The following is a 23070-nucleotide window of genomic DNA, read 5'->3' as shown; positions in this document are numbered from 1 at the left end:
CCGGTGTTTAATTGGCGCAGCCGGGCATGCGGTCCGGGAGTGACGCACTACTGCGACGCTGCAGCGACGGACCGGGCGGGCAAAGGCCCCCTTTCACAGGCCCGGGCGCGTGATAACTGCCGAAGGTGACCCGCGGCGGCAGGTCCTTGTCACAGGCCCAGAAAGACCCGAACGGCCGCTTCAAACTCGCGTGGTTTTTCCGCGTGCAGCCAGTGTCCCGCACCGGGAAGTTTTGCAAAGCGCGCGCCGGGGAAAAAATCGCGTATCGCCGGGCGGTGACCGGCCTGCACGTAATCGGACTGCGCCCCGGACAAAAACAGTGTGTCGCCCCCGAACTGTCCTGACACATCCGGAAAGGCCAGTATCCTGTCCATTTCTGCCGCCAGCGTGTCGAGATTGAGCCGCCAGCGTTTGCCCGGCACATCCAGCGACTGTGTAAAAAAGCTGCACAGCGCGGGCTCTACGCCGAGGGCCGCCAGCTGTGCTTCAGCCTCCGAGCGGCGGGTGACCTGGTCCAGGTCGACGCCGCGCATGGCGGTGATGAACTGCATCTGGCTGTGGCTGTAGGAGACCGGCGCGATATCTGCGACAACGAGGCGCCGGACCAGCCCGGGGTTTTCCAACGCCAGCAGCATCGCGGCCTTGCCCCCCATCGAATGGCCCACAACATCCACCGGGCCGCCGATATGGCCGATCAGCTCTGCCAGATCGCCTGCCATATCCTCGTAGCTATGGGTTTGCGTGCGCGGACTGTCACCGTGGTTGCGCATGTCGGGCGTCACCACGCGCGCCCGGTCGGAAAGCCGCTTTGCAATCACACCCCAGTTGCGCCCGGAGCCGTAAAGGCCGTGCACAATCACAAGGGCGGGCGCATCGGCGTCGCCGTATTCACTAAAGCTCAGCATGCCGACTGCTTAGCGCAGCGGGTGGCGACGTGCCAGCGCGTTTGTCGCAGATTATACCAGCCCGCAGGCCTGTGCCGAGCGCGTCGCGATGCCAAGAAGGATCACCAGCGTGGTGACCAGAAGCGATGGCTGAAAAGGACTGCGCATGACCGGATCTCCCTGTTTGTCTTTCAGGTGATACGCAGCAGCGCACAGTTTCCGTCGCATCGGGGTGCGTTTTTTCAGTCTTCGGGTGACGCGGTGTAATCGCCGTCCGCAACCAGGTCGAGCCAGGTGACCACACTGCCGTCCAGCGCCTCCTGAAGGGCGATATGGCTCATGCCGGTCTGTGGTGACGCGCCGTGCCAGTGCTCCTCGTCCGGCGCGAACCAGACCACATCACCGGGGCGCAGCACCCTGACCGGCCCGCCACGCGTCTGCGCCCTCCCCTGGCCCGCGGTCACGATCAGCGTCTGGCCCAGCGGGTGGGTGTGCCAGGCGGTATGCGCGCCGGGCTCGAACGTCACCTGCGCTCCGCGCAGACGCGCAGGCTCCGGGCTGGAGAGCAACGGGTCAAGTCTCACCCGGCCTGTGAAATATTCAGGTGAGCCGCTCTCCGAGGGCCTGCTGCCGGAAGGGGTGATGTCCATGCTTTGCGCCTTTTTGACAGAATGCTGTGCGGTGCAACCCTGACCCGGCACCCCGCGTCAGGCAAGAAAAAACCCTGCGCCGCAGGGGCGCAGGGCTCTGTTAAGGGACGCTATCGCACGCCGCGGGATTTACAGGTTGGGATAGAGCGGGAAGCGCGCACAAAGCTCTGCGACTTCCGCTTTGACCCGGGCCTCGACCTCGCCGTTGCCCTCTGCGCCGTTTTCACCAAGACCATCCACCACCTCTATGATCCAGTCCGCAATCTGGCGGAACTCCGGCTCGCCAAAGCCGCGTGTGGTGCCCGCAGGTGATCCCAGACGGATGCCCGATGTTACCATCGGTTTTTCCGGATCGAACGGAACGCCGTTCTTGTTGCAGGTGATATGGGCGCGCTCCAGCGCTTTTTCGGTCTCATTGCCCTTCACGCCCTTTGGGCGCAGATCGACCAGCACCACATGGGTATCCGTGCCGTGAGTAATGGTATCGAGTCCGCCTTTTATCAGCTGATCGCTGAGCGCCTGAGCATTCGTTACAACCTGTCGGATGTAGTGTTTGAAATCGGGACGCAGCGCCTCACCAAAAGCCACAGCCTTGGCCGCGATGACGTGCATCAGGGGACCACCCTGAATGCCAGGGAAGATTGCCGAATTAAACTTTTTCGCCAGCGCTTCGTCGTTGGTCAGAATCATGCCGCCCCTGGGGCCGCGCAGGGTTTTATGCGTGGTTGTGGTCGCGACATGCGCGTGCGGGAAAGGCGACGGATGTTCGCCCGCGGCCACCAGGCCTGCAAAATGCGCCATATCCACATGCAGGTACGCGCCGACCATGTCTGCAATTTCGCGCATCCTGGCGAAATCAATCTGGCGCGGAATGGCGGAGCCACCGGCGATGATCAGTTTCGGCTGATGCTCTTTCGCGAGTGCTTCGACCTGGTCATAATCCAGCAGATTATCTTCTTTGCGCACACCGTACTGAATCGCGTTGAACCATTTGCCCGACTGGTTCGGTCTGGCCCCGTGGGTCAGGTGCCCGCCGGCATCAAGGCTCATGCCGAGAATAGTATCGCCTGGCTGCAGCAGCGCCTGAAAGACGCCCTGATTGGCCTGGCTGCCGGAGTTCGGCTGCACATTGGCAAAGCTGCATTCAAAGAGCCTGCAGGCGCGCTCAATCGCCAGGTTCTCGGCCACATCGACAAACTGGCATCCACCGTAATACCGCCGGCCCGGATAGCCTTCAGCATATTTGTTGGTCATAATCGAACCCTGAGCCTCAAGCACCGCCGCGGAGACGATATTTTCGGAAGCGATCAGTTCGATCTCATCGCGCTGGCGGCCCAGTTCGTCCGTAATCGAGCCAAAAAGCTCCGGATCGCTGCTGGCCAGCGTTTCGGTGAAAAATCCGGGATTGCGGTGCGGTGCATTCATGGGTGGTCTCCCTTGCAAAAGCAGAAGTTGAAGCCGTTTACCGCAATCTTCAGGGCCGGGAAAGGGGCGGAAACGACGCGTCCCGCGTGTCCTGCGCCACTGCCCGCAGCCTCTCAGGGGAGGTCTGTGGCGGCTTTGCAGCCCGATGCTGGTCAAGGCGCTGCATATGTGGTTGTTTCAGGTGGATAAAGTCGGGGCGGGAGCCAGATGTCACAGAGAATCGCCTTTGCTGCCAGTCGCGCTGACGTGGCCCAGACTGCCCGCGCGGCGCTCGTGACGCGCTACGGGGATGTGGCACCGGAAGAGGCTGACGTTGTCGTGGCGCTGGGCGGGGACGGTTTTATGCTGCAGACGCTGCATGCGACACAGCATCTGCGTGCGCCTGTCTATGGCATGAACCGTGGGACCATCGGGTTTCTGATGAATGCCTACTCCGAGACCGACCTGCGCGAACGCCTGGCTGCCGCCGAAGAGGCCACAATCAACCCGCTAAGCATGCTGGCTACCCGCGCCGACGGCTCCACCGTGCAGGCGCTTGCGATCAACGAGGTATCTCTGCTTCGCTCAGGTCCGCAGGCGGCCAAACTGCGGATCACCATTGATGACCGTCTGCGTATGGCGGAACTGGTCTGTGACGGCGCGCTGCTGAGCACGCCTGCGGGCTCAACCGCTTATAATTACTCCGCGCACGGACCCATTCTGCCGATCGGATCAGAAGTCCTGGCACTGACGGCGATGAGTGCATTCCGCCCCCGGCGGTGGCGGGGTGCGCTGCTGCCTAAAAATGCAGTCGTTCGTTTTGACGTGCTTGAGGCCGAAAAGCGCCCTGTCATGGCCGAAGCTGATGCAAAATCGGTTCTGGAAGTTGTCTCGGTTGAAATACGGTCGGAGCCTTCGGTGGCCCATCATATCCTTTTCGATCCGGGGCACGGTCTGGAAGAACGGCTGATCAACGAGCAGTTCACGTGATCCTGATACCTGAGGTACGCGCGCCGGCACCGCGCGGGCTCTGCACCGATTGTGGCGTGTCCAGACTGCAGGACGCAAAGGCCTGCGGGCGCGCCTGCCAGTTTATCGCGCCGGATTATCCGGCGATGGAAAAGGCCGTCCACGGAAAAGCGCGGGCAGAGGGCGATGAGCTCTTTTTCGGCCCGTTTCAGACGATGTACCGGGCGCGGCTGACGCCACCTGCACAGGGCGCGCAATGGACGGGGATCACGACGGCCCTCGGGGCCGCTTTGTTGCAGCAGAGCCGCGTCGATGCGGTGCTGACAATGGTGCCGGATACCGACGATCCCTGGCGGCCGGTGCCGGCGCTGATCACCGATCCCGCCGGTATGGCGCATGCGCGCGGCATGCGCATGGGCTACGCACCACTGCTGGCGTTGCTTGAGGAGGCACAGGCGCAGGGCTTCACCCGCCTTGCTGTGATCGGCATCCCCTGCCAGATCTATGCCCTGCGCGCGCTGGAGGCGTCTTTGGGGCTTGAGCATCTGCTGGTGATCGGCACGCCGTGTTCGGACAATACCACCACGGAAAACTTTCACCGGTTTCTGGCACTGCTCGACAGCGACCCCGATGAGATTACCTATCTGGAATTCCGCACGGATTTTCGGGTCGAACTGCGCTATCGCGACGGGCGTGTCCGGCTCATTCCTTTTCTGTCGCTGCCGATCTCTGATCTACCTGATGATTTCTTCCCGCTGACCTGTCGCACCTGTGTCGATTACACCAATGTGCTCGCGGATATCACCGTCGGCTATATGGGCGGGCAGGGTGAGCAGTGGATCCTCGTGCGCAATGACAGGGGTGCTCAGATGCTCGCATCACTGGGCGACCAGATTTCTCTGTCCGCACCGGGCACCGGCGGCAGCCGGAAGGGTGCTGTCAAAGGGTTCATCGCTAATACGGCGCGTGCGGCCGGTGGCCTGCCTTTGCGGCGGATGCCGGACTGGCTCAGGCCGCTGGTAAGCTGGCTGCAGCCGCGTCTGGGACCGAAGGGCCTCGAATTTGCGCGTGCGCGTGTCGAGATGAAAGCTGCTGAGACCGTTCTTCATCTGCGCCACAGTGCGCCGGCGAAAATGAAAAACATGGTGCCGGATCACGTCTGGGATATCGCGGCGCCCTACGGGCTTGAACCATCGGACGACGAGCGCAAGGGCGCTTCCAGCGAAAGGCATAGCCTCAGCGGCGGCGCCTGAATGACCCGGGCAGGGCGCTTGTTTTTACGTGCCTTCTGCGGGGTCGACATAGGAGCGCACAATCCGCGCCGTCTCATCCACGCTCAGCACCGGCGGCACAAGCGTCAGAACGTCGCCCGCCGCATCCAGCAGATAGATGAAACTGCCGTGGGAATAGATCCAGCCGTATTCCGGATCCTCAAAGAGCGGTTTGATCTCCACTGAAAACGCATCATAGGCCACCCTGAGACCGGCAGTATCTCCGGTCAGACCGACAAAACCGGGGTGGATCTCTTTGAGCGGGGCTGCCATTGTCTCCACCCGGTCCTGATCCGGGGCGACCGTAATCATAACGGGCGTGACGGCGATACCATCCGCAGCCAGTGTATCGACGACCTGCGCCATCAGGGGCAGTGCGGCGGAACATATGTTCTGGCAGTTTGCATAGCCGAAAAATAGCAGCTGCGCGCGGCCCTCAGGGCTTTCCTGCGTACGGGTCTGACCGTTGTGGTCGGTAAGTTCAAAAGCCCCGCCAACGTCGAAAGGCAGCGGTGCCTGCGCTGCTCCTGAGTGAGGCACCACCAGAAAGACCGCCGCTGCGATCCACGCCACTTTCATCAGAAATTTTCCTCGGCATAGGTTTCATCAGCTTCCGGTCCGAGTCCGAGATAGCCCTCGCGCCCGATCACCTCGTTCACCCGCGGATCGCGCCGGAACCAGGGCCCCTTGCCGGCGGCCTCCGGGTGACGTTCTGCCCATTTCTTCGTCCAGGTATTCGCCTTGATCCAGTCCGCATCACCGGCTTTAATCCGCTGCACAAGGTAGATGTTGCTGGCGCCCAGATCCTCGTCCTCGATCAGCAGCCCGTCCACTTCGATGACCTGATTGCAGAAAGGTACAAGCTCCGCCGCAGCACCGGTAAATGCCGGCTGGCTGTTTTTCATCGGCAGAACCATCACGTCATCGGCTGTCCGCACAAGGCCGAGCTGCCGCATGCCGCCGCCGCAATCCTGCGGGCAATCGCCGGTCAGTTCACAGAGTATATCGACCACAGTGGCCTCAAACCGCGCAGGCACTTCTGCGTAGAGGTTCCAGGTTTTCGCCTCGGAGCCTTCGGAAAAATCCTGTGCACTCACGGAGCCCGCACAGAGCAGTATCGCCAGAACAAATCTCATCATTGCGCGGGCTCCGGAAAGGAAAAGGGCGGGACGGTGCCGTAATCTTCATGCGTAGGGTTCACGATATCCATGTCGCTGACGACCTCGGAGACCACCAGATATTTCAGCCCGTCACGCTCATAGAGCATCCCGTCTGCCGTCACGGTATGGGCCGCAAGGCTCAGTTGGGTGTCACCGCCCGCGGACTGAGCATCCTGCGCGATTTTGAGCACCGTATAGACCGTGCCGTCTTCGGCCAGCAGCCCCACGGGGATCCCGCCGGCGGAACACCAGAGCGCACATGTGTGATGCGCCGATCCGACAACCGCATCGGGCCCGCCCATAACGCCTGAATAATAGCACCAGGTGTCGATGATCTCGCCGGTCACCTCAATGCGGGTTCCTTCAGCGGCAGCGACACTTTGTGCGCCCAGACCGGTTAACAGTAGCGCGGAAATCTTCAGCCAGCTTTGCATAAACACCCTCCCCCGGATCGGTTGAAGCGTGACGACGGGGTTGCGCTGCGTCAACTCAATTGAACGAAGGTGCCGATCACAATTTCCGGAACAACCGGGCGGGTCGCCACGTTGATTACCCGGAACACAACGTGTCCGGAAGCGCCGGATGCGGCAACTGAGCAAACGAAAGGAGCAGACAATGAACTTCGATGTGATCAAAGGCAACTGGGAACAGATGCGGGGTGAAGTGCAGTCCGAATGGGGCAAACTGACCGATGACGAAGTCACTGAGACAGAGGGCGATGCCCGTCAGCTTCGCGGTCTGATCCAGGAGCGCTATGGCCTCGCCAAGGATGAGGCGGAGCGCCAGATCAATGACTTTATCGCGCGACAGAAAGCGTCCTGACGCCAACTTCCGATATAAGCGACTAATGGCGGCTCCCTCCGGGGGGCCGTTTTTTGTGGCCGTTTCAGTCCAGTGTAAAGAGTTCCTGGCGCTCGCTCACACCACGCAACCGGTACCAGCCGAGCGAAACCAGGTCTTTGCGTGTTTCAAGCACCGGACGCGCTACACGGGCTGAGATGATGATGTTCTGGTCCACATGTGCGGTCATGGCCGACAAACGCGCCGTTGTATTCACCGCGGGGCCGATCACTGTGAAATCGAGCCGTGTCCGTCCGCCGATATTACCATAGAGGACCTCTCCGCCGTGCAGGGCGAGCGTGAAACCGGTTGCGGTCAGACCTTCAGCGGTGCGCCGGTCGCTGACCATCTGCATCTCGCGCCGCAGGGTGACGGCTGCTTCGATTGCCGCGCGACCGGCATTCTTGTTTTTCTGCACATCAAAGACGGCCAGCATGCCATCGCCCATGAACTTGAGGACGTTTCCGCCATGGTTTTCGATGACGTCAACCGTGACGCAGAAATAATCATTCAGCATCTCAACTATATCTTCTCCGCTGAGCGCCTCAGAAAGTTTGGTAAAGCCAGAGAGGTCGAAATAGCAGATGACGGCGTCGATATGCTGCACCGAGCCACGTATGATGTCCCCGGACAGCACCCGTGTGCCCGCATCGCGGCCCAGATATGTGGCCGCGATATCTGCCGCCATCTGGCGGTTGGCGTTGGATTTCAGAGCCAGCAGCAACGACGGCAAAAGGTCACGTATTGCATCAAGGTGTTGATCTGAAAATCCGTCAGGGCCGTCTCCTGTCAGAGAGATCAGGCAGCCTTCGGGGGCGTGGTTCGGATCAACCGCAAGACTGTCGCCGGGCGCGAAGAAAAAAACTTTCAGCGCGATGTAATCTGTCCCTCCGGCCGCGCGGAGGTCGTCGAAGAAAGGAAAATCCAGAACCGGATCAGGGTCGGTCAGGCGCTGGCGGATCTCGCTGACATTGTTTTCAGAAAGATAATAAAGCGGGCTGGTTACCCATTCCCGACGCGGCGTATATACGTGGTTGAACGTCTGACTTTCGGTTCCGTCATCGCGCCGCCAGCGGTGTGCGATGCTTCCGAATTCCGGATGATGCGCGCGCAGGGTGACATGTACCCGCATCAGCCCGGCTCCGAAATCGTTCAGGCCGGTGCAGAATACCTCAAGCAGATCGCTGAAATGCGCGCCTTCAATGCCCATCCTGAGCAACCGCGCCGACAGGGCGGTCAAAGAAGCCTTCAGCGCGTCAGCCCCAGGGTCATTCTGCAACATCGTTTCCGGTCTCGCGGCATCGGGTGTGGCGTATCAACCCTGAGCATAGCCGATTGTTCGCAGCGCGTCGCGTATTTCATCCAGAATGGCCGGATCGTCGATTGTCGCGGGCATCTTAAAGTCCTGATTGTCGGCGATTTTCACGACTGTAGCGCGCAGGATCTTACCTGACCGGGTCTTTGGCAGACGCTCCACAACAAGCGCGTTTTTAAACGCTGCGACGGGTCCGATTTTCTCGCGCACAAGCTTCACACATTCGGTTGTGATTTCCTCATGCGGTCGGTTCACACCGGTCGTGAGACAGACCAGCCCTAAGGGCGCCTGACCTTTCAGGTCGTCCGAAACACCCACCACGGCACATTCCGCGACATCCGGATGGCCCGCGAGAACCTCTTCCATCGCACCTGTGGACAGCCGGTGACCGGCCACGTTGATCACATCATCGGTGCGCGCCATGATATAGAGATATCCGTCCTCATCAATCATGCCCGCATCGCCGGTCTCATAATACCCGGGAAAGGTCGTCAGATAACTTTTGCGAAACCGGTCGGTTGCATTCCACAGCGTCGGCAGCGTGCCAGGCGGCAGTGGCAGCCGCACGGCGATGGCGCCAAGGTCTCCGGCGGCAACCGGGTGGCCCGCCTCGTCGAGGATCTGCACGTCATATCCGGGCATCGCAACCGTAGGTGAGCCGATCTTCACAGGCATCGCCTCGCAGCCCGCAGGATTGCCTGCAATCGTCCAGCCCGTCTCTGTCTGCCACCAGTGGTCATAAACCGGGACATCGAGGATTTTCTGTGCCCATTCAATCGTGTCGGGGTCGGCGCGCTCACCGGCCAGGTAGAGGGCCCGCAGGCAGGAAAGATCGTATTTTTCGCGTTCCAGCCCTTTCGGGTCTTCGCGTTTTACCGCGCGGATGGCAGTGGGGGCGGTAAAGAAGCTGCGCACGTTATGCTCGGAGATGACCCGCCAGAAGGTGCCGGCATCGGGTGTGCCAACCGGTTTGCCCTCAAAGACCACGGTGGTGTTGCCATGCACCAGCGGACCATAGCAGATATAGCTGTGTCCGACGACCCAGCCCACATCAGAGGCCGCCCAGAACACATCTCCCGGATCAACATCATAGATATTTTTCATCGTCCAGTGCAGCGCCACCAGATGCCCGGCAGTCGGGCGGATCACACCCTTGGGCGCGCCGGTGGTCCCGGAAGTGTAAAGGATATAGGCCGGGTGATTGCCTTCGACCGGCACGCAGTCTGCTGGTGTCACACCCTCCTGTGCGGCGTGCCAGTCCAGATCCCGCCCCTCAATCAGATCCGCTGTTTCCTGTTCACGCTGCAGAATGATGCAGACATCAGGCTTGTGCGCAGCCTGTTCGATCGCACTGTCGAGCAGCGGCTTGTATTTCACGATCCGCCCGGGCTCGAGCCCGCAGGAGGCGGCAATGATGGCTTTTGGCGCACAGTCATCGATGCGAACCGCGAGCTCATTAGAGGCAAATCCGCCAAAGACCACCGAATGCACCGCACCGATGCGCGCGCAGGCGAGCATCGCCTCAAGCGCCTCGGGCACCATCGGCATATAGATGATCACCCGGTCGCCTTTGCTCACACCCTGCGCCACCAGGGCCCCGGCAAGAGAGGCCACATGTGACTGCAGTTCGCGGTATGTGAGGGATGATTTCGTGCCGGTTACGGGGCTGTCGTAAATAATCGCCGCCTGGTCGCCGCGGCCATTCCCGACGTGACGGTCCACGGCATTGTGGCAGCCGTTGACCATGCCATCGGCATACCATTCATAGAGGTTGTCGCCCTGCTCATGCAGCGCGCGCGACGGTTTGCGGTCCCAGTCGATCGCTTCGGCTGCCTGCATCCAGAAGGCTTCGGGATCGTCCAGACTGGCCTGATAAATCTCGCGATATGACATGGAACGCCCTCCCCGCTGGTCCGCAACAATCGTTACGCCCGGTTCAGGAGGAGGGCAAGACCCGCAGACGGTCCTGTGAGCGCTAAACCCCCGGAATAAGGAAGCTGGCGGCGTTTCCGGGGTCGTCACGATAGCGACCGGAATCGGAGTTGCGCAGACGTGTCACGGCCCTTTCACATGCACCCGGAGTGCGGGTGTCGCAGCCATAGGTGCGCCCGAAAACAATGACATCTCCTGTGGTCCAGGTCCTGTTGTCCTGCTGATAGGTACGCGTCAGGGTCGTGTACTCAACGCCTTCGACGGTGATTGTGCCACGCTGTTCATTCGTGACGGATGCGCAGGCGCTCAGAGAAAGGGTGGCAGCCAGGGCGACAAAGGCTTTCATGGCGTGTTTCATGGACGGTTCCGTTCTTCAAATTTCGCCCCGGATACGGGCGCGACAGGATGGTTAATGGGTTCAGAATACACAAAACGTATACCTTCGGTAGAGATTTGGCAGCTTACCTTAGGTTAAGGCAGGCGACCTCCTTCCGGGATTACCGGAAGTCTTCGACCTCATCGCGGCCACGCCGGACAGCGGCTTCGCAGTCTCCGGGACTGTCAATTTTGCACAGATAGGCGATCCTTCCGACCATCGCCGAAGTCGTCTGATAAGAGCCGTTCGGCCCGTCAATCGTCCGGGTGCGTAACTCATATGTGCGGCCGTCCACGACGATCGGGGTAAAGGTCTCCTGCTCTACTGTGCCGCAGGCTGTCAGAGACAGCGATAACGCAATCAGGCTGGTTACAAGAACGATCTTGGTCACGGACTTCTCCCCGGGTTCAGAGCAGGTGGCGGCAGAACTTACTGCCGTTCGCTGCACAGATAGCTGCAATGCCCGGCACGGCAAACCGCAGTGCTGCGCCATCTGGTCCACAAAAGCGGCCCTCGTGCCTGCCTCAGGCCCTGCGCGGGTGTCCCTCAGCCATAGACGGCAACGGGTGTGCCGGCAATCGCAGCAACGTTCAGAAGCCCCCGTGCGGTGATCGACGGCGACACGATATGCGCCCGGTTGCCCATCCCCATCAGGATCGGCCCGACCTCAAGCCCGCCCCCTTTCATTTTCAGGATATTGCGCACGCCCGATGCCGCATCCGCATGGGCGAAGATCAGAACATTCGCCGCTCCTTCCATCCGGTTGGCAGGCAGAATGCGGGCACGCAGTTCCGGATCAAGCGCGGTGTCGATGTTCATCTCGCCCTCATAGCAGAAATCATGCCCGCCCTGATCAAGCAGACGCAGTGCGGCGCGCAGGCGTCCACCGGTGCCTTCGCCCTTGTTGCCGAACTGTGACTGCGAACAGAAAGCGATGCGCGGCTCCACCCCGAAGCGGCGCACGTGCCGTGCGGCACCGATGGCGATCTCGGCGATCTGTTGCGGGTCGGGATGCAGATGCACCTGCGTGTCGGCCACAAACAGCGGGCCGTCCTCCAGGATCATCATCGACAGGGCGCCCACCGGGTGCAGCCCGTCAGTTCCCAGTACCTGATCAATGTAATTCAGATGCCAGCTGAACTCACCAAAGGTTCCGCAGATCATGCTGTCAGCTTCCCCCCGGTTGACCATCACCGCACCGATAGCTGTGGTGTTTGTGCGCATGATGGCACGGGACAGATCCGGCGTGATGCCGCGCCGTGCCATAAGCGTGTGATAGGTCTCCCAGTAGTCGCGGTAGCGGGGATCGTTTTCGGGATTCACGTGGTCCACATCCTCGCCGAGCCTGATCGTGAGACCTGCGCGATCAAGGCGCGCATTGATGACATCGGGACGGCCGATCAGAATGGGGCGTTCAACAGTTTCCTCCAGGATCGCCTGGGCGGCACGCAGCACGCGTTCATCCTCGCCTTCGGCAAAGACGATGCGGCGCGTGGCCTGACGGGCCGCGGCAAAGACCGGCCGCATCAGCAGCGCGGATTTGAAGACCGAACTGTCCAGCTTCTGGCGATACGCCTCAAGATCCTCAATCGGGCGGGTGGCAACTCCGGTCTCCATCGCAGCCTGTGCGACCGCGGAAGAAACAACGCCTACCAGACGCGGATCAAAAGGTTTCGGGATCAGATAGTCCGCGCCGAAGGTGAGCTCTTCGCCCTGATAAGCCGCAGCGGCCTCGGCGGAGGTTGTGGCGCGTGCCAGCGCTGCAATGCCGTCGATACAGGCCAGCTGCATTTCGTCGTTGATCGTCGTGGCACCCACATCCAGCGCCCCGCGGAAGATGAAGGGAAAGCAGAGTACGTTATTGACCTGGTTGGGAAAATCCGAGCGGCCGGTGGCAATGATCGCATTCGGCGCAACTTCGCGCGCGAGATCAGGCAGAATTTCAGGGGTCGGATTGGCCAGGGCAAAGATGATCGGACGGCTTGCCATGCGCCCGACGAGTTCAGGCTTCAGCACGCCGGGCCCTGAGAGCCCGAGGAACAGGTCCGCACCGTCAATCACATCGTCAAGTGTCCGCAGATCTGTGCTCTGGGCAAACTCGGATTTGCTGGGGTTCATATCGGTTTCGCGGCCTTCATAGACCAGCCCGTGCACGTCACAGAGCCAGATGTTTTCCCGTTTTACGCCCAGCTTAAGAAGCATGTTGAGACAGGCAATGCCCGCAGCACCGCCGCCCGTTGACACGATTTTGATTTCCTCAAAGCTCTTGCCGGCGACATGCAGCGCGTTCTTGGCAGCGGCCCCCACAACGATCGCCGTGCCGTGCTGATCATCGTGAAAGACCGGGATGTCCATACGCTCGCGGCAGATCCGCTCTACGGTGAAACAGTCGGGCGCTTTTATGTCCTCAAGGTTGATCGCCCCGAAGGTAGGGCCAAGCGAACAGACGATATCAGCCAGCTTTTCCGGATCAGATTCGTCGACCTCAATGTCAAAGCAGTCAATGCCCGCGAACTTTTTGAAAAGTACGGCCTTGCCTTCCATGACAGGCTTGGAAGCCAGCGCACCGATATTGCCGAGCCCCAGGACCGCTGAGCCGTTTGTGACAACCGCAACCAGATTGCCGCGGGCGGTATAGCGTGCAGCGGCGGTCGCGTCCTCTTTGATCTCTAGGCAGGCCTCGGCCACCCCGGGTGAATAGGCGCGCGCCAGATCGCGGCCGTTGGCCAGTGGTTTTGTGGCGCGGATCTCGAGCTTTCCTGGTTTTGGAAATTCGTGGTAGTCCAGTGCGGCCTGACGCAGGTTATTATTGTCACTCATCGCTTCCGGCTTCCCTTTTGGAGATTTAGTTCAGCATTAAACTGTTTGCCCGGGCAGGCCAAGGTGATGTTGCCGCAGGGTCATCCGGGCTCCTGTCGCCAGGGGCGCCGTTACACGGTTGTCATATTCGGCCGTTGCATGATATCCGCCCGACGCACAATGACTGATCAGCGTATGAGAACAACAATTCTGATGGCGAGCCTTGCCGGCGCTGCAATCATTGCGGCTCTGCTGCCATACGCACACGTCTGGGGCGTTCACTTCTACGAGCAGGGGCTGACCGAGACCGCAAGCGCGCTTTTTCTTGCGGCAGCTGCCTTGGTTCTTGCGATCTTTTACCGGCCGTCGCGTGCCATCTGGCATATTGTCGTTCTTGTTGCTCTGCTGGCCAACCGGGAAGCGGATGAAAGACAACTTTCCGGACTGCCGGTGCTCGCCAAAGTCACCGCTTATGTCGATGACGTTCTTCTTGAAAATACCGTGATTGTGATTGCTCTGCTGTTATTCCTTCTGGCGGGCTTTTTGCGGTACACGTGGCCCCTGATGCGCGACCGCGCATTCTGGCGCTCGGATATACTGGCGATCCTTGCCACCGGAACGGCCTTTGCCGCCGGGGGGCAGATTGCCGATGTGATCGGTGCGCAAGGCAACGGCACGATTTCGGCCGTCCGGTACGCGAAGCTGCATCTGATTGAAGAAATCTCAGAACTCTGGTTCGCTGTCGCGGTATTCTGTGCGTCGGTCCTTGCGGTCCTGCGCAGGCGCAGACCCAACGCGGAGGAAGACAATGCCGGAGATCATAGCAGAAATAAGACTGCCAACCCGGGAACTGCGTGACGACATCCCCTTCTTTACGAAGGTGCTCGGCATGCGCATGGACAGCATTTATCCGGCTGATGACCCTTCGGTCGCGGTCTTTTCCGGGCACGGGCTGCGATTGCGGATCGAAAAGGACGCGCCCGAGCCGCCCGGAACACTGCGCATCCTCACAGACGATCCTGACGGATTTGCAGACGGCAAGCGGAACCTGACTGCCCCCAACGGGACGCAGGTCGAGATTGCACCGCTGAACGCCCCTCTGGTGATGCCCGAAACGGTGCATTCTTTTGTCGTCCGGCGTCTCGCCGATCAGGCGCCGTGGATTATCGGGCGGGCAGGCATGCAGTACCGGGATCTTATTCCGGACCGGCTGGGCGGGTCGATTATCGCAAGCCACATCCGCATACCCGACGGCGGACCGGTGCCCGATATGGTGCACTACCATACGGTAGGTTTTCAGCTGATCTTCTGCTACCGGGGCTGGGTTGATCTTGTTTATGAGGACCAGGGAGAGCCCTTCCGGCTGCATGCGGGAAACTGCGTGATCCAGCCGCCACAGATCCGGCACCGCGTGCTTTATGCATCTGACAATATAGAAGTGGTCGAGATCGGTGTCCCGGCAGAGCACGTGACGACAATTGATCACGATATGGTTCTGCCCAACGGACCGGCGCGGCCTGAGCGTGATTTCAGCGGACAGCGGTTTGTGCACCATCAGGCGCAGGAAGCGACATGGGCGCCGTTCCGCATCCCCGGATTTGAGAGCCGCGACACCACAATTGCAGAGCACACCCGCAACGTGGCAGGCGTGCACGTTGTCCGCCCGGGGCAGGGTAATCCCGCAACCACACGGCACGACAGCGATATCCTTTTCACCTTTGTGATGGAGGGCACCATGACCCTTGAGGGAGAGGGCCGGGCGCCCTTCGATCTGACAGCAGGAGATGCATTTGTGATCCCGCCAGGCATGGCGGTGCGCTACGCCGCGCCGTCAGACAACCTCGAACTGCTAGAGGTTTCGTTGCCGGGCGTCTTTGAAACGGTCACGCAACCACAGGACTGACAGGCTTCAGTCGAGGTCGTGCGCTTCCTTAAGGGCAATGATCCGCCGGCGGGCCTGTCCTTCGGTCAGGCTTCCGTCAAAGGGCTCGCCCGTCTGGTCGCAGATGTCGCGCAGTTCGGCTGCCGTCTTTTCTGTAAGTTCCGCGCCGCCGTCAGCGGCGTTCACGTCAACCGCCTGAGGTCCGGCGATGATGTCATTTTCTGGTGTTTTGGTCATCGGAAATCTCCGTTATCGTTACATTACAAAACGCGGAGGCCCGGCGCCGGGTTCCGCCGCACCGCTCCGGAGGGCAGAATTTCAGATGTCAGAAGATCTCAGAGAAGCAGCGGCAGCGGTGCGTGAAAACGCTTATGCGCCCTATTCCGGATTTCAGGTCGGTGCGGCGCTGCGCACAGCCTCCGGCGCGATTTATGTCGGTTGCAACGTTGAAAATGTGGCCTATCCCGAAGGCACCTGCGCCGAGGCCGGCGCCATTGCTGCGATGGTCGCGGCAGGTGAAACGCAGATTGCAGAAGCCTGCGTCATCGCAGGCTCGCCGATGCCGGTGACGCCCTGCGGCGGCTGCCGCCAGAAGCTGGCGGAGTTTGCCGGACCTCAGGTCAAAGTGACCATGGCGACGACCGGGGGGGTCACGCAGGAGACGGTGGTGGGCGATCTGTTACCTGGTGTGTTCAGCGCGGCCCATATGGAACCTCCGGAGTGACCAGTGCCCGCTCCGTTTTGTCGGCGCTGCGCCATGATAAACCGCTGCGGCCGGACGATCTGCAATGGATGGCCGCTGGTCTGGCAGATGGCACGGTCAGCGACGCCCAGGCCGGCGCTTTTGCCATGGGCATCTGCGCGCGGGGTCTGGACAGGGCCGGGCGCGTTGCCCTGACGCTCGCTATGCGCGACAGCGGCCATGTGCTGTCCTGGGATGTGGACGCGCCGGTGCTCGACAAACACTCAACCGGTGGGGTCGGGGATTGCGTGTCTCTGATCCTTGCGCCGGCGCTGGCGGCCTGCGGCGCGGTGGTGCCGATGATTTCCGGTCGCGGGCTCGGGCATACCGGTGGCACGCTGGATAAGCTTGAGGCGATTCCGGGCCTTGTCACCGTGCTTGACGAAGACCGGTTCCGCGCCGTCGTGCGGGATGCCGGCTGTGCCATCGTCGGGGCCACAGCCGAGGTCGCGCCGGCCGACAAACGGCTCTATGCCGTGCGCGATGTCACCTCGACAGTCGACAGTCTTGATCTGATCACAGCCTCCATTCTCGCCAAAAAGCTTGCCGGCGGTCTCGAAGGGCTGGTTCTCGATGTAAAGGTCGGCAAAGGCGCATTTATGAAGGACATGGCATCCGCCCGGGCGCTTGCGGAGGCGCTGACAGAGACCGCGAATGCCGCCGGATGCAGGACGACCGCTGTGATCAGCGACATGAGCCAGCCACTGGCAGCCAGTCTTGGCAATGCGCTGGAAGTGGCCGAGGTGATGCGCGTGCTGACAGGCGACCAGCGCGGACCTCTGGTCGAGATTTCTGCCGCACTGGGTGGTGTGCTGATGGCCAGTGCGGGGCTGGCGAAGGGGGTGCAGGACGGTGCCGATCTGATCGCGGCGGCCATTCGGGACGGGCGTGCCGCTGAGCGTTTCGGGCGCATGCTGGCTGCCATGGGCGGGCCTGTGCGGTTTCTCGAGGACTGGGCGCGCTTTCTGCCCGAAGCGCCGGTGATCCGGGAAGTCACAGCTCCAGCCGACGGATATGTCAGCGATATAGATGGTGAGGCGCTGGGCATGGCTGTGGTCGGGCTTGGTGGCGGGCGCATGCTTGAGACCGATGAGGTCAACCCCGCGGTGGGCCTTGCGCAGGTGGTCCGGCTTGGCGACGCAGTCCAGCGCGGGCAGCCGCTGGCCATGGTGCATGCAGCGAGGCCTGATGCGGCGGATGCAGCAGCGCGGGCCGTGCGGGATGCGATTACCCTGCAGCCCCGTGCACCGCGTGATCTGCCCGATCTCATTCATGAAAGGATCGGCTGATGGCGCGGGCATTTCTGGTGGTGATGGATTCGGTCGGGATTGGTGGCGCCCCTGACGCACAGCGGTTTTTCAACGGCGGAGTTCCGGACGAGGGCTCAAACACCGTGGCCCATATTGCGGATCACTGCGCGCGTGGCCTGGCCGAAGACGGCCGGTCCGGACCGCTGAAGGTGCCTTTTCTGAACAGTCTCGGGCTGTCCCGCGCGGTAGATCTCGCAAGCGGTGTCCGCATGCGGGGCGATGACGTGCCCCCGAACGGTCTCTGGGGGGCGGCGACCGAACAGTCTCAGGGCAAAGACACGCCCTCCGGTCACTGGGAGCTTGCCGGCCTGCCTGTGCCATGGGCCTGGCACTATTTCCCGGACGAAGAGCCGGCTTTCCCTGAGGAGATCACCGCAAAGGTCTGTGCCCTCGCAGGCACCGAAGGCATTCTGGGAAACTGCCATGCCTCGGGCACACAGATCATCGGATCACTCGGGGAAGAGCATATGCGCACGGGCTGGCCCATCTGTTACACCTCTGCGGATTCGGTGTTTCAGATTGCAGCCCATGAAGAGAGTTTCGGTCTGGAGGCCCTGCTGAATCTCTGTCAGGCGCTGGCCCCGCATCTGCATGAGATGAAAGTCGGGCGTGTCATCGCGCGCCCCTTTACCGGATCGCCGTCGGCGGGCTTTGAGCGCACTGCAAACAGACGTGATTATGCGATCCGCCCGCCTGAACCGGTGCTCACAAACCATGTTCAGGCGGCGGGCGGCAGAGTATATGCCGTGGGCAAGATCGGGGATATTTTCTCGATGGAAGGCATTGATGAACTGCGCAAAGGCACCGACGCGGAGCTGATGGGCCATCTGAGCGATCTGGTGCAGGAGGCAGAGGACGGCAGCCTCGTGTTTGCAAACTTTGTGGAGTTTGACAGCCTCTGGGGTCATCGTCGCGATGTGTCAGGCTATGCACGTGCGCTGGAGTGGTTTGACAGCGCGATCAGTAAGGTTTGCGAGAAACTGCGGCCGGGGGACATGATGATCCTGACGGCCGATCACGGCAACGACCCCACATGGACCGGCACGGATCACACCCGCGAACGGGTGCCGGTGCTTATTGCGGGCCGGGGGACCGGTACTCTGGGGCTGATAGGTTTCCAGGACGTGGCAGGTCTTGTGATGGATCACCTGAACATCGCGCGACCTGCATAGGGCGCATCGCAGGGCGCGGTGGCTCGGCTTTGCGTATTTTCGGCCGGAAGTATCCCCGGTGCGTCTTGCGGGCAGGCAGGCTTCGGCGCTACACCGGGAACGGGCGAGCAAGGGGGCACTATGTCTGACAATCTGACAATCGTTGATCATCCGCTGGTGCAGCACAAGCTGACCATTATGCGGGACAAAGAAACACCAACGGCGGTTTTCCGGCAGTTGCTGCGCGAGATCAGCCAGCTGCTGGCCTATGAGGTCACGCGCGGTCTGCCGATGACGACAAGGCGGATCGAGACGCCGATGCAGGAGATGGATGCGCCGGTGCTGGACGGCAAGAAACTGGCGCTGATCTCGATTCTGAGAGCAGGCAACGGCCTGCTGGACGGTGTGCTGGAGCTTATTCCGTCGGCGCGCGTCGGATTTGTCGGCCTTTACCGCGATGAGGCAACGCTGAAACCTGTGCAGTATTACTTCAAAGTCCCCGAAGAACTGGATGACCGCCTTGTCATCGCGGTGGATCCGATGCTGGCCACCGGGAATTCATCTGTCGCAGCGATTGACCTGCTGAAGAAAGCTGGTGCCAGTAACATCCGTTTTCTGTGTCTGCTGGCAGCACCCGAAGGCGTGGCGCGAATGAACGAGGCGCACCCGGATGTGCCGATCGTCACTGCAGCGCTCGATGAAAAGCTCAATGACATCGGTTATATCGTGCCGGGTCTGGGTGATGCCGGTGACCGGATGTTCGGCACGAAATAACCGAAGGGCGGTGCGAAATGCGCCGTCTGTCCCTTGTTTAACAGCGCGGATTGCGGCATCGTCGTGCTTCATCTTGTGGGGGCAGGACTGGTTATGATGCGCATGTTTTCAAGGTCTTTTTTCGCGCTGGTATTCAGCATCTGCGGCGCCGGCGTGATTGCGCAAACGACCGGCGTGCCGGCGGAAATGCCGCCTGTGGGCTATACAGGCAGTCAGTTTGTCGACAGCAGGGGCTGTGTTTTCAACAGGGTGGGCGTCGATGACGCTGTGCGCTGGGTGCCGCGTGTCAATCCGGCGCGCCGGCAGGTGTGCGGCCGCTCTCCGACCTTCCCGGCAGCCGTGACGGCTTCGACGCCCCCCGCTGAGGCACCGGTAATTTCGCCCGACGCTGAGGTTGTGATCGTGGTCCCGCAGGTAGCAGAGCCCGCACCGGCCGGTTCTGATACAGCTGTGCCCGTCGCCGATGTGCCGCGGGCTCAGGCCCCTGCGCCGGTTGTAAAGGCGCCGGCACCTGTTGTCGTGGCGCCCGCACATGTAGTGGTCGCGCGGCAGCCGTCACCGGTGCGCAACCGGCGGGTCGGTCCATCGCTCGTCGGGACAGTCGTGACACCGGCCACGGCCGCGTCAAAGGGAGTGCCGCTGACCGCCCGCGTCCTTCCGCGCCATGTCTATGAAGAGCGCCTGCAGTTCCGTCCTGTGACTGTTCCGCCGGGGCATCGCAAAGCCTGGAGCGATGGCCGGCTTAATCCGCGCCGTGCGGAACAGACGCTGCAGGGCCATGCTGATATGCAACAGCTCTGGACCCGCGGTGTTCCGATGCGCGAGCAGGAAAGGTGAGCGTCAGCCACCGCAGATGTTCTGCAGCCGCAGCCAGTCGGCATCGCTGAGAAGCGCTACCGGGTCGCGGCCTGCCATGGGGTCAGCTTCCAGCAGCGGCAGCACATCTTCTCCGGTGATATCGCGCGCCAGAGCATAGGGTGCGCTGCGCACTGTAACCGCTGAAAATGCAGCCAGCAGGGCGTCTGGATCAGGCATCGCGCGCTCGCGCGTCAGCAACTCTTCGGCGTAACGATCAAGGATTTCGCCCTTCAGCGTGCCGGTTGTGAGCAGCTGAAAGCCTGACCAGGTCCCGGTGGTTTCGAGCAGATCACGCAGCGGATCAGAGCCTCGTGCGAGGGTCTGCTCGGCGAGCGCAAAGCCTGCCGCCACGTCGGGCTCTTCAAAATCCTCAACCAGAGCCCGGTCGAGCAGAATGCGCCCGCCGGGCAGATGCAGGCTTGTTATGACGGTGCCCGGCATCAGGCTGATGGGCCCGGTGCCAAGCCGGGCGCGCAGCTTGCGCAAAGCAGAGACCCCGGCCTTATCCGCGCAGGCAGGACCTGTCATCCGCTCAATCCGCTCCAGCAGCGCATCGCCGATTTCCGTCCGTTTCACATCCGGTACAACCGAGACTGTGTGGCTGATCAGCGCGCCCGGCAGCCAGAAGAACGCCAGCGCCGCGACCGCCAGCGACGACATCACCACGCCCAGCCCCCGCAACCTGCCGGGCCGGGGTCGGGCACGTTCCACCGCACGGCGCAGCCTTTCGATGGCCGCGATCATCTCAGCTTCCGAGGGGTCGAGCTCAAGGGTTTCACCCGGGTCGCCGTCCGGGTGAAAAACCGCCGGGCGTTTGCCGGGGTTTGCTCGCTGAAGAGCTGCCAGCGACCAGTGGGTGATCGGCTGGTCGCGCATATCGGAGATGATCAGCGTTGCGTCGCCGACTGAGACCACAACCTCGCGGCGCTGGTCGCCGTCCGCGGCACGCCAGAGGCCTGTGGCCTCGAGGCGGGCGTATTTCTTGAGAGCCGTCATTGCGGTGTTTCTGCCCGGGACTGATTGAGCCCCTTCTTATCATCCCGGCCGGTTCCGGCAAACAGGGACTGCATCTGGTTCAGAGTGTCGCCGCCAGCTTGCGCAGTTCAAACTTCTGGATCTTGCCGGTGGAAGTTTTCGGAAGCTCCTGAAACACCACATGCTTGGGCGCTTTGAACCCGGCGAGCGTTTGACGCGAAAAGGCAATCAGCGCATCAGCGTTCTCAGCAGCCCCGGGTTTCAGTTCCACAAAAGCACAGGGCACTTCGCCCCATTTCTCGTCGGGTTTGGCGACAACGGCGGCCAGCAGCACATCATCATGACCCATCAGCACGCCTTCAACCTCGACCGATGAGATGTTTTCGCCCCCGGAGATGATGATATCCTTGGCCCGGTCAGCGATCTGCATGTAGCCGTCTGCATGCTGCACCGCGAGATCACCGGAGTGGAAATAGCCGCCCGCAAAGCTTTCTGCCGTGGCCTCCGGGTTTTTATAGTACCCTTTCATCACCGAATTGCCGCGGATCATGATCTCACCCTGGGTGCTGCTGTCTTTGGGCACCTGAGCCATATCACTGTCCAGCACGGTGATGTCTTCCATCATCGGAAAAGGCACGCCCTGCCGGGCCTTGATGGCGGCACGGTCGGGTTTTCCCAGACTGTCCCATTCCTCATCGCGCCAGAGACACTCAGTCACGTGCCCATAGGTCTCAGTCAGCCCGTAGACCTGCGTCACATTAAACCCCAGCGCTTCGATCTTCGAGAGTGTCGCGGGTGCAGGCGGTGCGCCGGCGGTAAAAACCTCGACCCGGTGCTCAAAGGGGCGCCGCTCGGCCTCCGTCGCATTGACGATCATATTGAGCACAATCGGTGCACCGCCGAAGTGGGTGACGCCTTCGTTTTCGATCGCGCCATAGATACCGGAGGCTGTTATATCGCGCAGGCAGACAAGCGTCCCGCCCAGCAGCGGCATCATCCATGTGTGGTTCCAGCCGTTGCAGTGAAAGAGCGGCACGATTGTCAGATAAACCGGATAGACGGCCATGCGCCAGCTGACCACGGTGCCCATTGTCATCAGATAGGCGCCCCGGTGATGACACACGACGCCCTTGGGTCGGCCCGTGGTGCCGGAGGTATAGTTGAGCGATATGCTCTCCCACTCGTCTTCGGGCATGTGCCAGTCATACCCGGTATCACCCTCGCGGAGCAGGTCCTCGTAAACCGGGTGCCGGCCCGTGGCAGGAAAACCTGCGTCCGGGTCGGGCACTTCGATGATCTGCGGTGCTGTACCGTCCAGCAGATCAACTGCGGCTTCGGCAAGCTCGACGAACTGCGTGTCTGCGAGGATGATCTTTGCTTCACCATGCGCAAAAATATAGCTCACCGTATCGACGTCGAGCCGCGTGTTGATCGTGTTCAGCACCGCGCCACAGGCGGGCACGCCGAAATGAGCCTCAGCCTGGGCGGGCAGGTTGGGGATCAGCGTGGCGACCACATCGCCCGGTTCCACACCCCGCCGGGACAGCGCCGACGCAAGCCGGGTGCACCGTTCATAGTATTCCGCATATGTGACGCGATGGGTTCCACAGACCACAGCCGTGCGACCGGCAAAGACATGTGCCGCCCGTCGCAGATGTGACAACGGCGTCAGCGGGACGTGGTTTGCGGGTGTTTTCCCGAGCCCGGTCTCGTCGCGCATCCAGCCCATATCATCTCTCCCTGCAGGTCTTGCCCGACACGTTGTACGGGCAGGTGTC

The 23070-nt window shown here is 61.4% G+C and carries 24 protein-coding genes; 10 read left to right on the top strand and 14 right to left on the bottom strand.

What is annotated here, in order from left to right:
* Positions 1-149 precede the first annotated feature (149 nt).
* The 3 genes from G3256_RS14075 to glyA all read right to left on the bottom strand — a co-directional run bounded on the left by G3256_RS14075 (position 150) and on the right by glyA (position 2959).
* The gene (locus G3256_RS14075; RefSeq protein WP_169641429.1) at positions 150-905 is read right to left on the bottom strand and encodes an alpha/beta fold hydrolase; all 756 of its coding nucleotides are present in this window, start codon (positions 903-905) and stop codon (positions 150-152) included.
* Positions 906-1126: 221 nt separating this feature from the next.
* The gene (locus G3256_RS14070) at positions 1127-1534 is read right to left on the bottom strand and encodes a (R)-mandelonitrile lyase (protein WP_169641428.1); all 408 of its coding nucleotides are present in this window, start codon (positions 1532-1534) and stop codon (positions 1127-1129) included.
* Positions 1535-1663: 129 nt separating this feature from the next.
* A complete protein-coding gene (gene glyA / locus G3256_RS14065; protein WP_169641427.1) occupies positions 1664-2959 on the bottom strand; it encodes a serine hydroxymethyltransferase in 1296 nt (431 codons plus the stop codon).
* 207 nt (positions 2960-3166) lie between these two features.
* Between glyA and G3256_RS14060 the strand changes: the two genes are divergently transcribed.
* Together G3256_RS14060 and G3256_RS14055 are read left to right on the top strand one after the other, a co-directional pair.
* A complete protein-coding gene (locus G3256_RS14060; protein WP_169641426.1) occupies positions 3167-3928 on the top strand; it encodes an NAD kinase in 762 nt (253 codons plus the stop codon).
* The gene (locus G3256_RS14055) at positions 3928-5160 is read left to right on the top strand and encodes a Coenzyme F420 hydrogenase/dehydrogenase, beta subunit C-terminal domain (protein ID WP_169642448.1); all 1233 of its coding nucleotides are present in this window, start codon (positions 3928-3930) and stop codon (positions 5158-5160) included. Before G3256_RS14060 ends, G3256_RS14055 begins: the two co-directional genes overlap by 1 nt.
* 24 nt (positions 5161-5184) lie before the next feature.
* On the opposite strand, the gene G3256_RS14050 is transcribed toward G3256_RS14055, so the two are convergent.
* The 3 genes from G3256_RS14050 to G3256_RS14040 are packed head-to-tail and all read right to left on the bottom strand — an operon-like array spanning position 5185 to position 6772.
* On the bottom strand, positions 5185-5757 hold the full coding sequence (locus tag G3256_RS14050) for an SCO family protein (RefSeq protein WP_169641425.1): 573 nt from the start codon (positions 5755-5757) through the stop codon (positions 5185-5187).
* Positions 5757-6317 carry a hypothetical protein gene (locus G3256_RS14045; protein ID WP_169641424.1) on the bottom strand — a complete coding sequence of 187 codons (561 nt, stop codon included), beginning with the start codon at positions 6315-6317 and terminating at the stop codon, positions 5757-5759. Before G3256_RS14045 ends, G3256_RS14050 begins: the two co-directional genes overlap by 1 nt.
* Positions 6314-6772 (bottom strand): hypothetical protein, encoded by a 459-nt coding sequence (locus tag G3256_RS14040; RefSeq protein WP_169641423.1) that lies wholly within the window; start codon positions 6770-6772, stop codon positions 6314-6316. Before G3256_RS14040 ends, G3256_RS14045 begins: the two co-directional genes overlap by 4 nt.
* 181 nt (positions 6773-6953) lie before the next feature.
* On the opposite strand from G3256_RS14040, the gene G3256_RS14035 reads away from it, so the two are divergent.
* A complete protein-coding gene (locus G3256_RS14035) occupies positions 6954-7160 on the top strand; it encodes a CsbD family protein (RefSeq protein ID WP_169641422.1) in 207 nt (68 codons plus the stop codon).
* A 64-nt stretch (positions 7161-7224) separates the two neighbouring features.
* Here the strand turns inward: G3256_RS14035 and G3256_RS14030 are convergent, their stop codons facing one another.
* From G3256_RS14030 to G3256_RS14010, 5 genes are all read right to left on the bottom strand, one after another.
* Positions 7225-8457, bottom strand: coding sequence for an adenylate/guanylate cyclase domain-containing protein (locus G3256_RS14030; protein ID WP_246227618.1), 1233 nt, complete (start codon positions 8455-8457; stop codon positions 7225-7227).
* Positions 8458-8493: 36 nt separating this feature from the next.
* Positions 8494-10386, bottom strand: a complete 1893-nt coding sequence (locus G3256_RS14025) for a propionyl-CoA synthetase (protein ID WP_169641420.1) — start codon at positions 10384-10386, stop codon at positions 8494-8496.
* A gap of 82 nt (positions 10387-10468) precedes the next feature.
* Entirely contained in the window at positions 10469-10783 is a 315-nt protein-coding gene (locus G3256_RS14020; RefSeq protein WP_169641419.1) for a hypothetical protein, read from the bottom strand.
* 139 nt (positions 10784-10922) lie between these two features.
* Entirely contained in the window at positions 10923-11192 is a 270-nt protein-coding gene (locus tag G3256_RS14015; RefSeq protein WP_169641418.1) for a hypothetical protein, read from the bottom strand.
* A gap of 155 nt (positions 11193-11347) precedes the next feature.
* Positions 11348-13621, bottom strand: coding sequence for an NADP-dependent malic enzyme (locus tag G3256_RS14010; protein WP_169641417.1), 2274 nt, complete (start codon positions 13619-13621; stop codon positions 11348-11350).
* Positions 13622-13795: 174 nt separating this feature from the next.
* Between G3256_RS14010 and G3256_RS14005 the strand changes: the two genes are divergently transcribed.
* Entirely contained in the window at positions 13796-14458 is a 663-nt protein-coding gene (locus G3256_RS14005; RefSeq protein ID WP_169641416.1) for a hypothetical protein, read from the top strand.
* The gene (locus G3256_RS14000; protein ID WP_169641415.1) at positions 14409-15503 is read left to right on the top strand and encodes a cupin domain-containing protein; all 1095 of its coding nucleotides are present in this window, start codon (positions 14409-14411) and stop codon (positions 15501-15503) included. The genes G3256_RS14005 and G3256_RS14000 overlap by 50 nt, the downstream gene beginning before the upstream one ends.
* A 6-nt stretch (positions 15504-15509) precedes the next feature.
* Here the strand turns inward: G3256_RS14000 and G3256_RS13995 are convergent, their stop codons facing one another.
* Positions 15510-15719 (bottom strand): DUF3072 domain-containing protein, encoded by a 210-nt coding sequence (locus tag G3256_RS13995; RefSeq protein ID WP_169641414.1) that lies wholly within the window; start codon positions 15717-15719, stop codon positions 15510-15512.
* Positions 15720-15804: 85 nt separating this feature from the next.
* Here G3256_RS13995 and G3256_RS13990 point away from each other — a divergent pair, with 85 nt between their 5' ends.
* The 5 genes from G3256_RS13990 to G3256_RS13970 all read left to right on the top strand — a co-directional run bounded on the left by G3256_RS13990 (position 15805) and on the right by G3256_RS13970 (position 20296).
* Positions 15805-16206, top strand: a complete 402-nt coding sequence (locus G3256_RS13990) for a cytidine deaminase (RefSeq protein ID WP_169641413.1) — start codon at positions 15805-15807, stop codon at positions 16204-16206.
* Positions 16203-17513 (top strand): thymidine phosphorylase, encoded by a 1311-nt coding sequence (locus G3256_RS13985; RefSeq protein ID WP_169641412.1) that lies wholly within the window; start codon positions 16203-16205, stop codon positions 17511-17513. The genes G3256_RS13990 and G3256_RS13985 overlap by 4 nt, the downstream gene beginning before the upstream one ends.
* Positions 17513-18706: a phosphopentomutase gene (locus G3256_RS13980; RefSeq protein ID WP_169641411.1), complete on the top strand. Its 1194-nt coding sequence runs from the start codon at positions 17513-17515 to the stop codon at positions 18704-18706. Before G3256_RS13985 ends, G3256_RS13980 begins: the two co-directional genes overlap by 1 nt.
* Before the next feature lie 120 nt (positions 18707-18826).
* On the top strand, positions 18827-19459 hold the full coding sequence (gene upp, locus G3256_RS13975; RefSeq protein ID WP_169641410.1) for a uracil phosphoribosyltransferase: 633 nt from the start codon (positions 18827-18829) through the stop codon (positions 19457-19459).
* 102 nt (positions 19460-19561) lie between these two features.
* Positions 19562-20296, top strand: a complete 735-nt coding sequence (locus G3256_RS13970) for a hypothetical protein (RefSeq protein WP_169641409.1) — start codon at positions 19562-19564, stop codon at positions 20294-20296.
* A 3-nt stretch (positions 20297-20299) separates the two neighbouring features.
* Here G3256_RS13970 and G3256_RS13965 read toward each other — a convergent pair whose 3' ends face one another.
* Together G3256_RS13965 and G3256_RS13960 are read right to left on the bottom strand one after the other, a co-directional pair.
* Entirely contained in the window at positions 20300-21313 is a 1014-nt protein-coding gene (locus tag G3256_RS13965; protein WP_169641408.1) for a hypothetical protein, read from the bottom strand.
* A gap of 79 nt (positions 21314-21392) precedes the next feature.
* On the bottom strand, positions 21393-23021 hold the full coding sequence (locus tag G3256_RS13960; RefSeq protein ID WP_169641407.1) for an AMP-binding protein: 1629 nt from the start codon (positions 23019-23021) through the stop codon (positions 21393-21395).
* Between the last annotated feature and the right edge of the window lie 49 nt (positions 23022-23070).

Source organism: Roseobacter ponti, from assembly GCF_012932215.1.
Lineage (GTDB): Bacteria > Pseudomonadota > Alphaproteobacteria > Rhodobacterales > Rhodobacteraceae > Roseobacter > Roseobacter ponti.
This window is presented reverse-complemented; position numbering and strand designations above follow the sequence as displayed.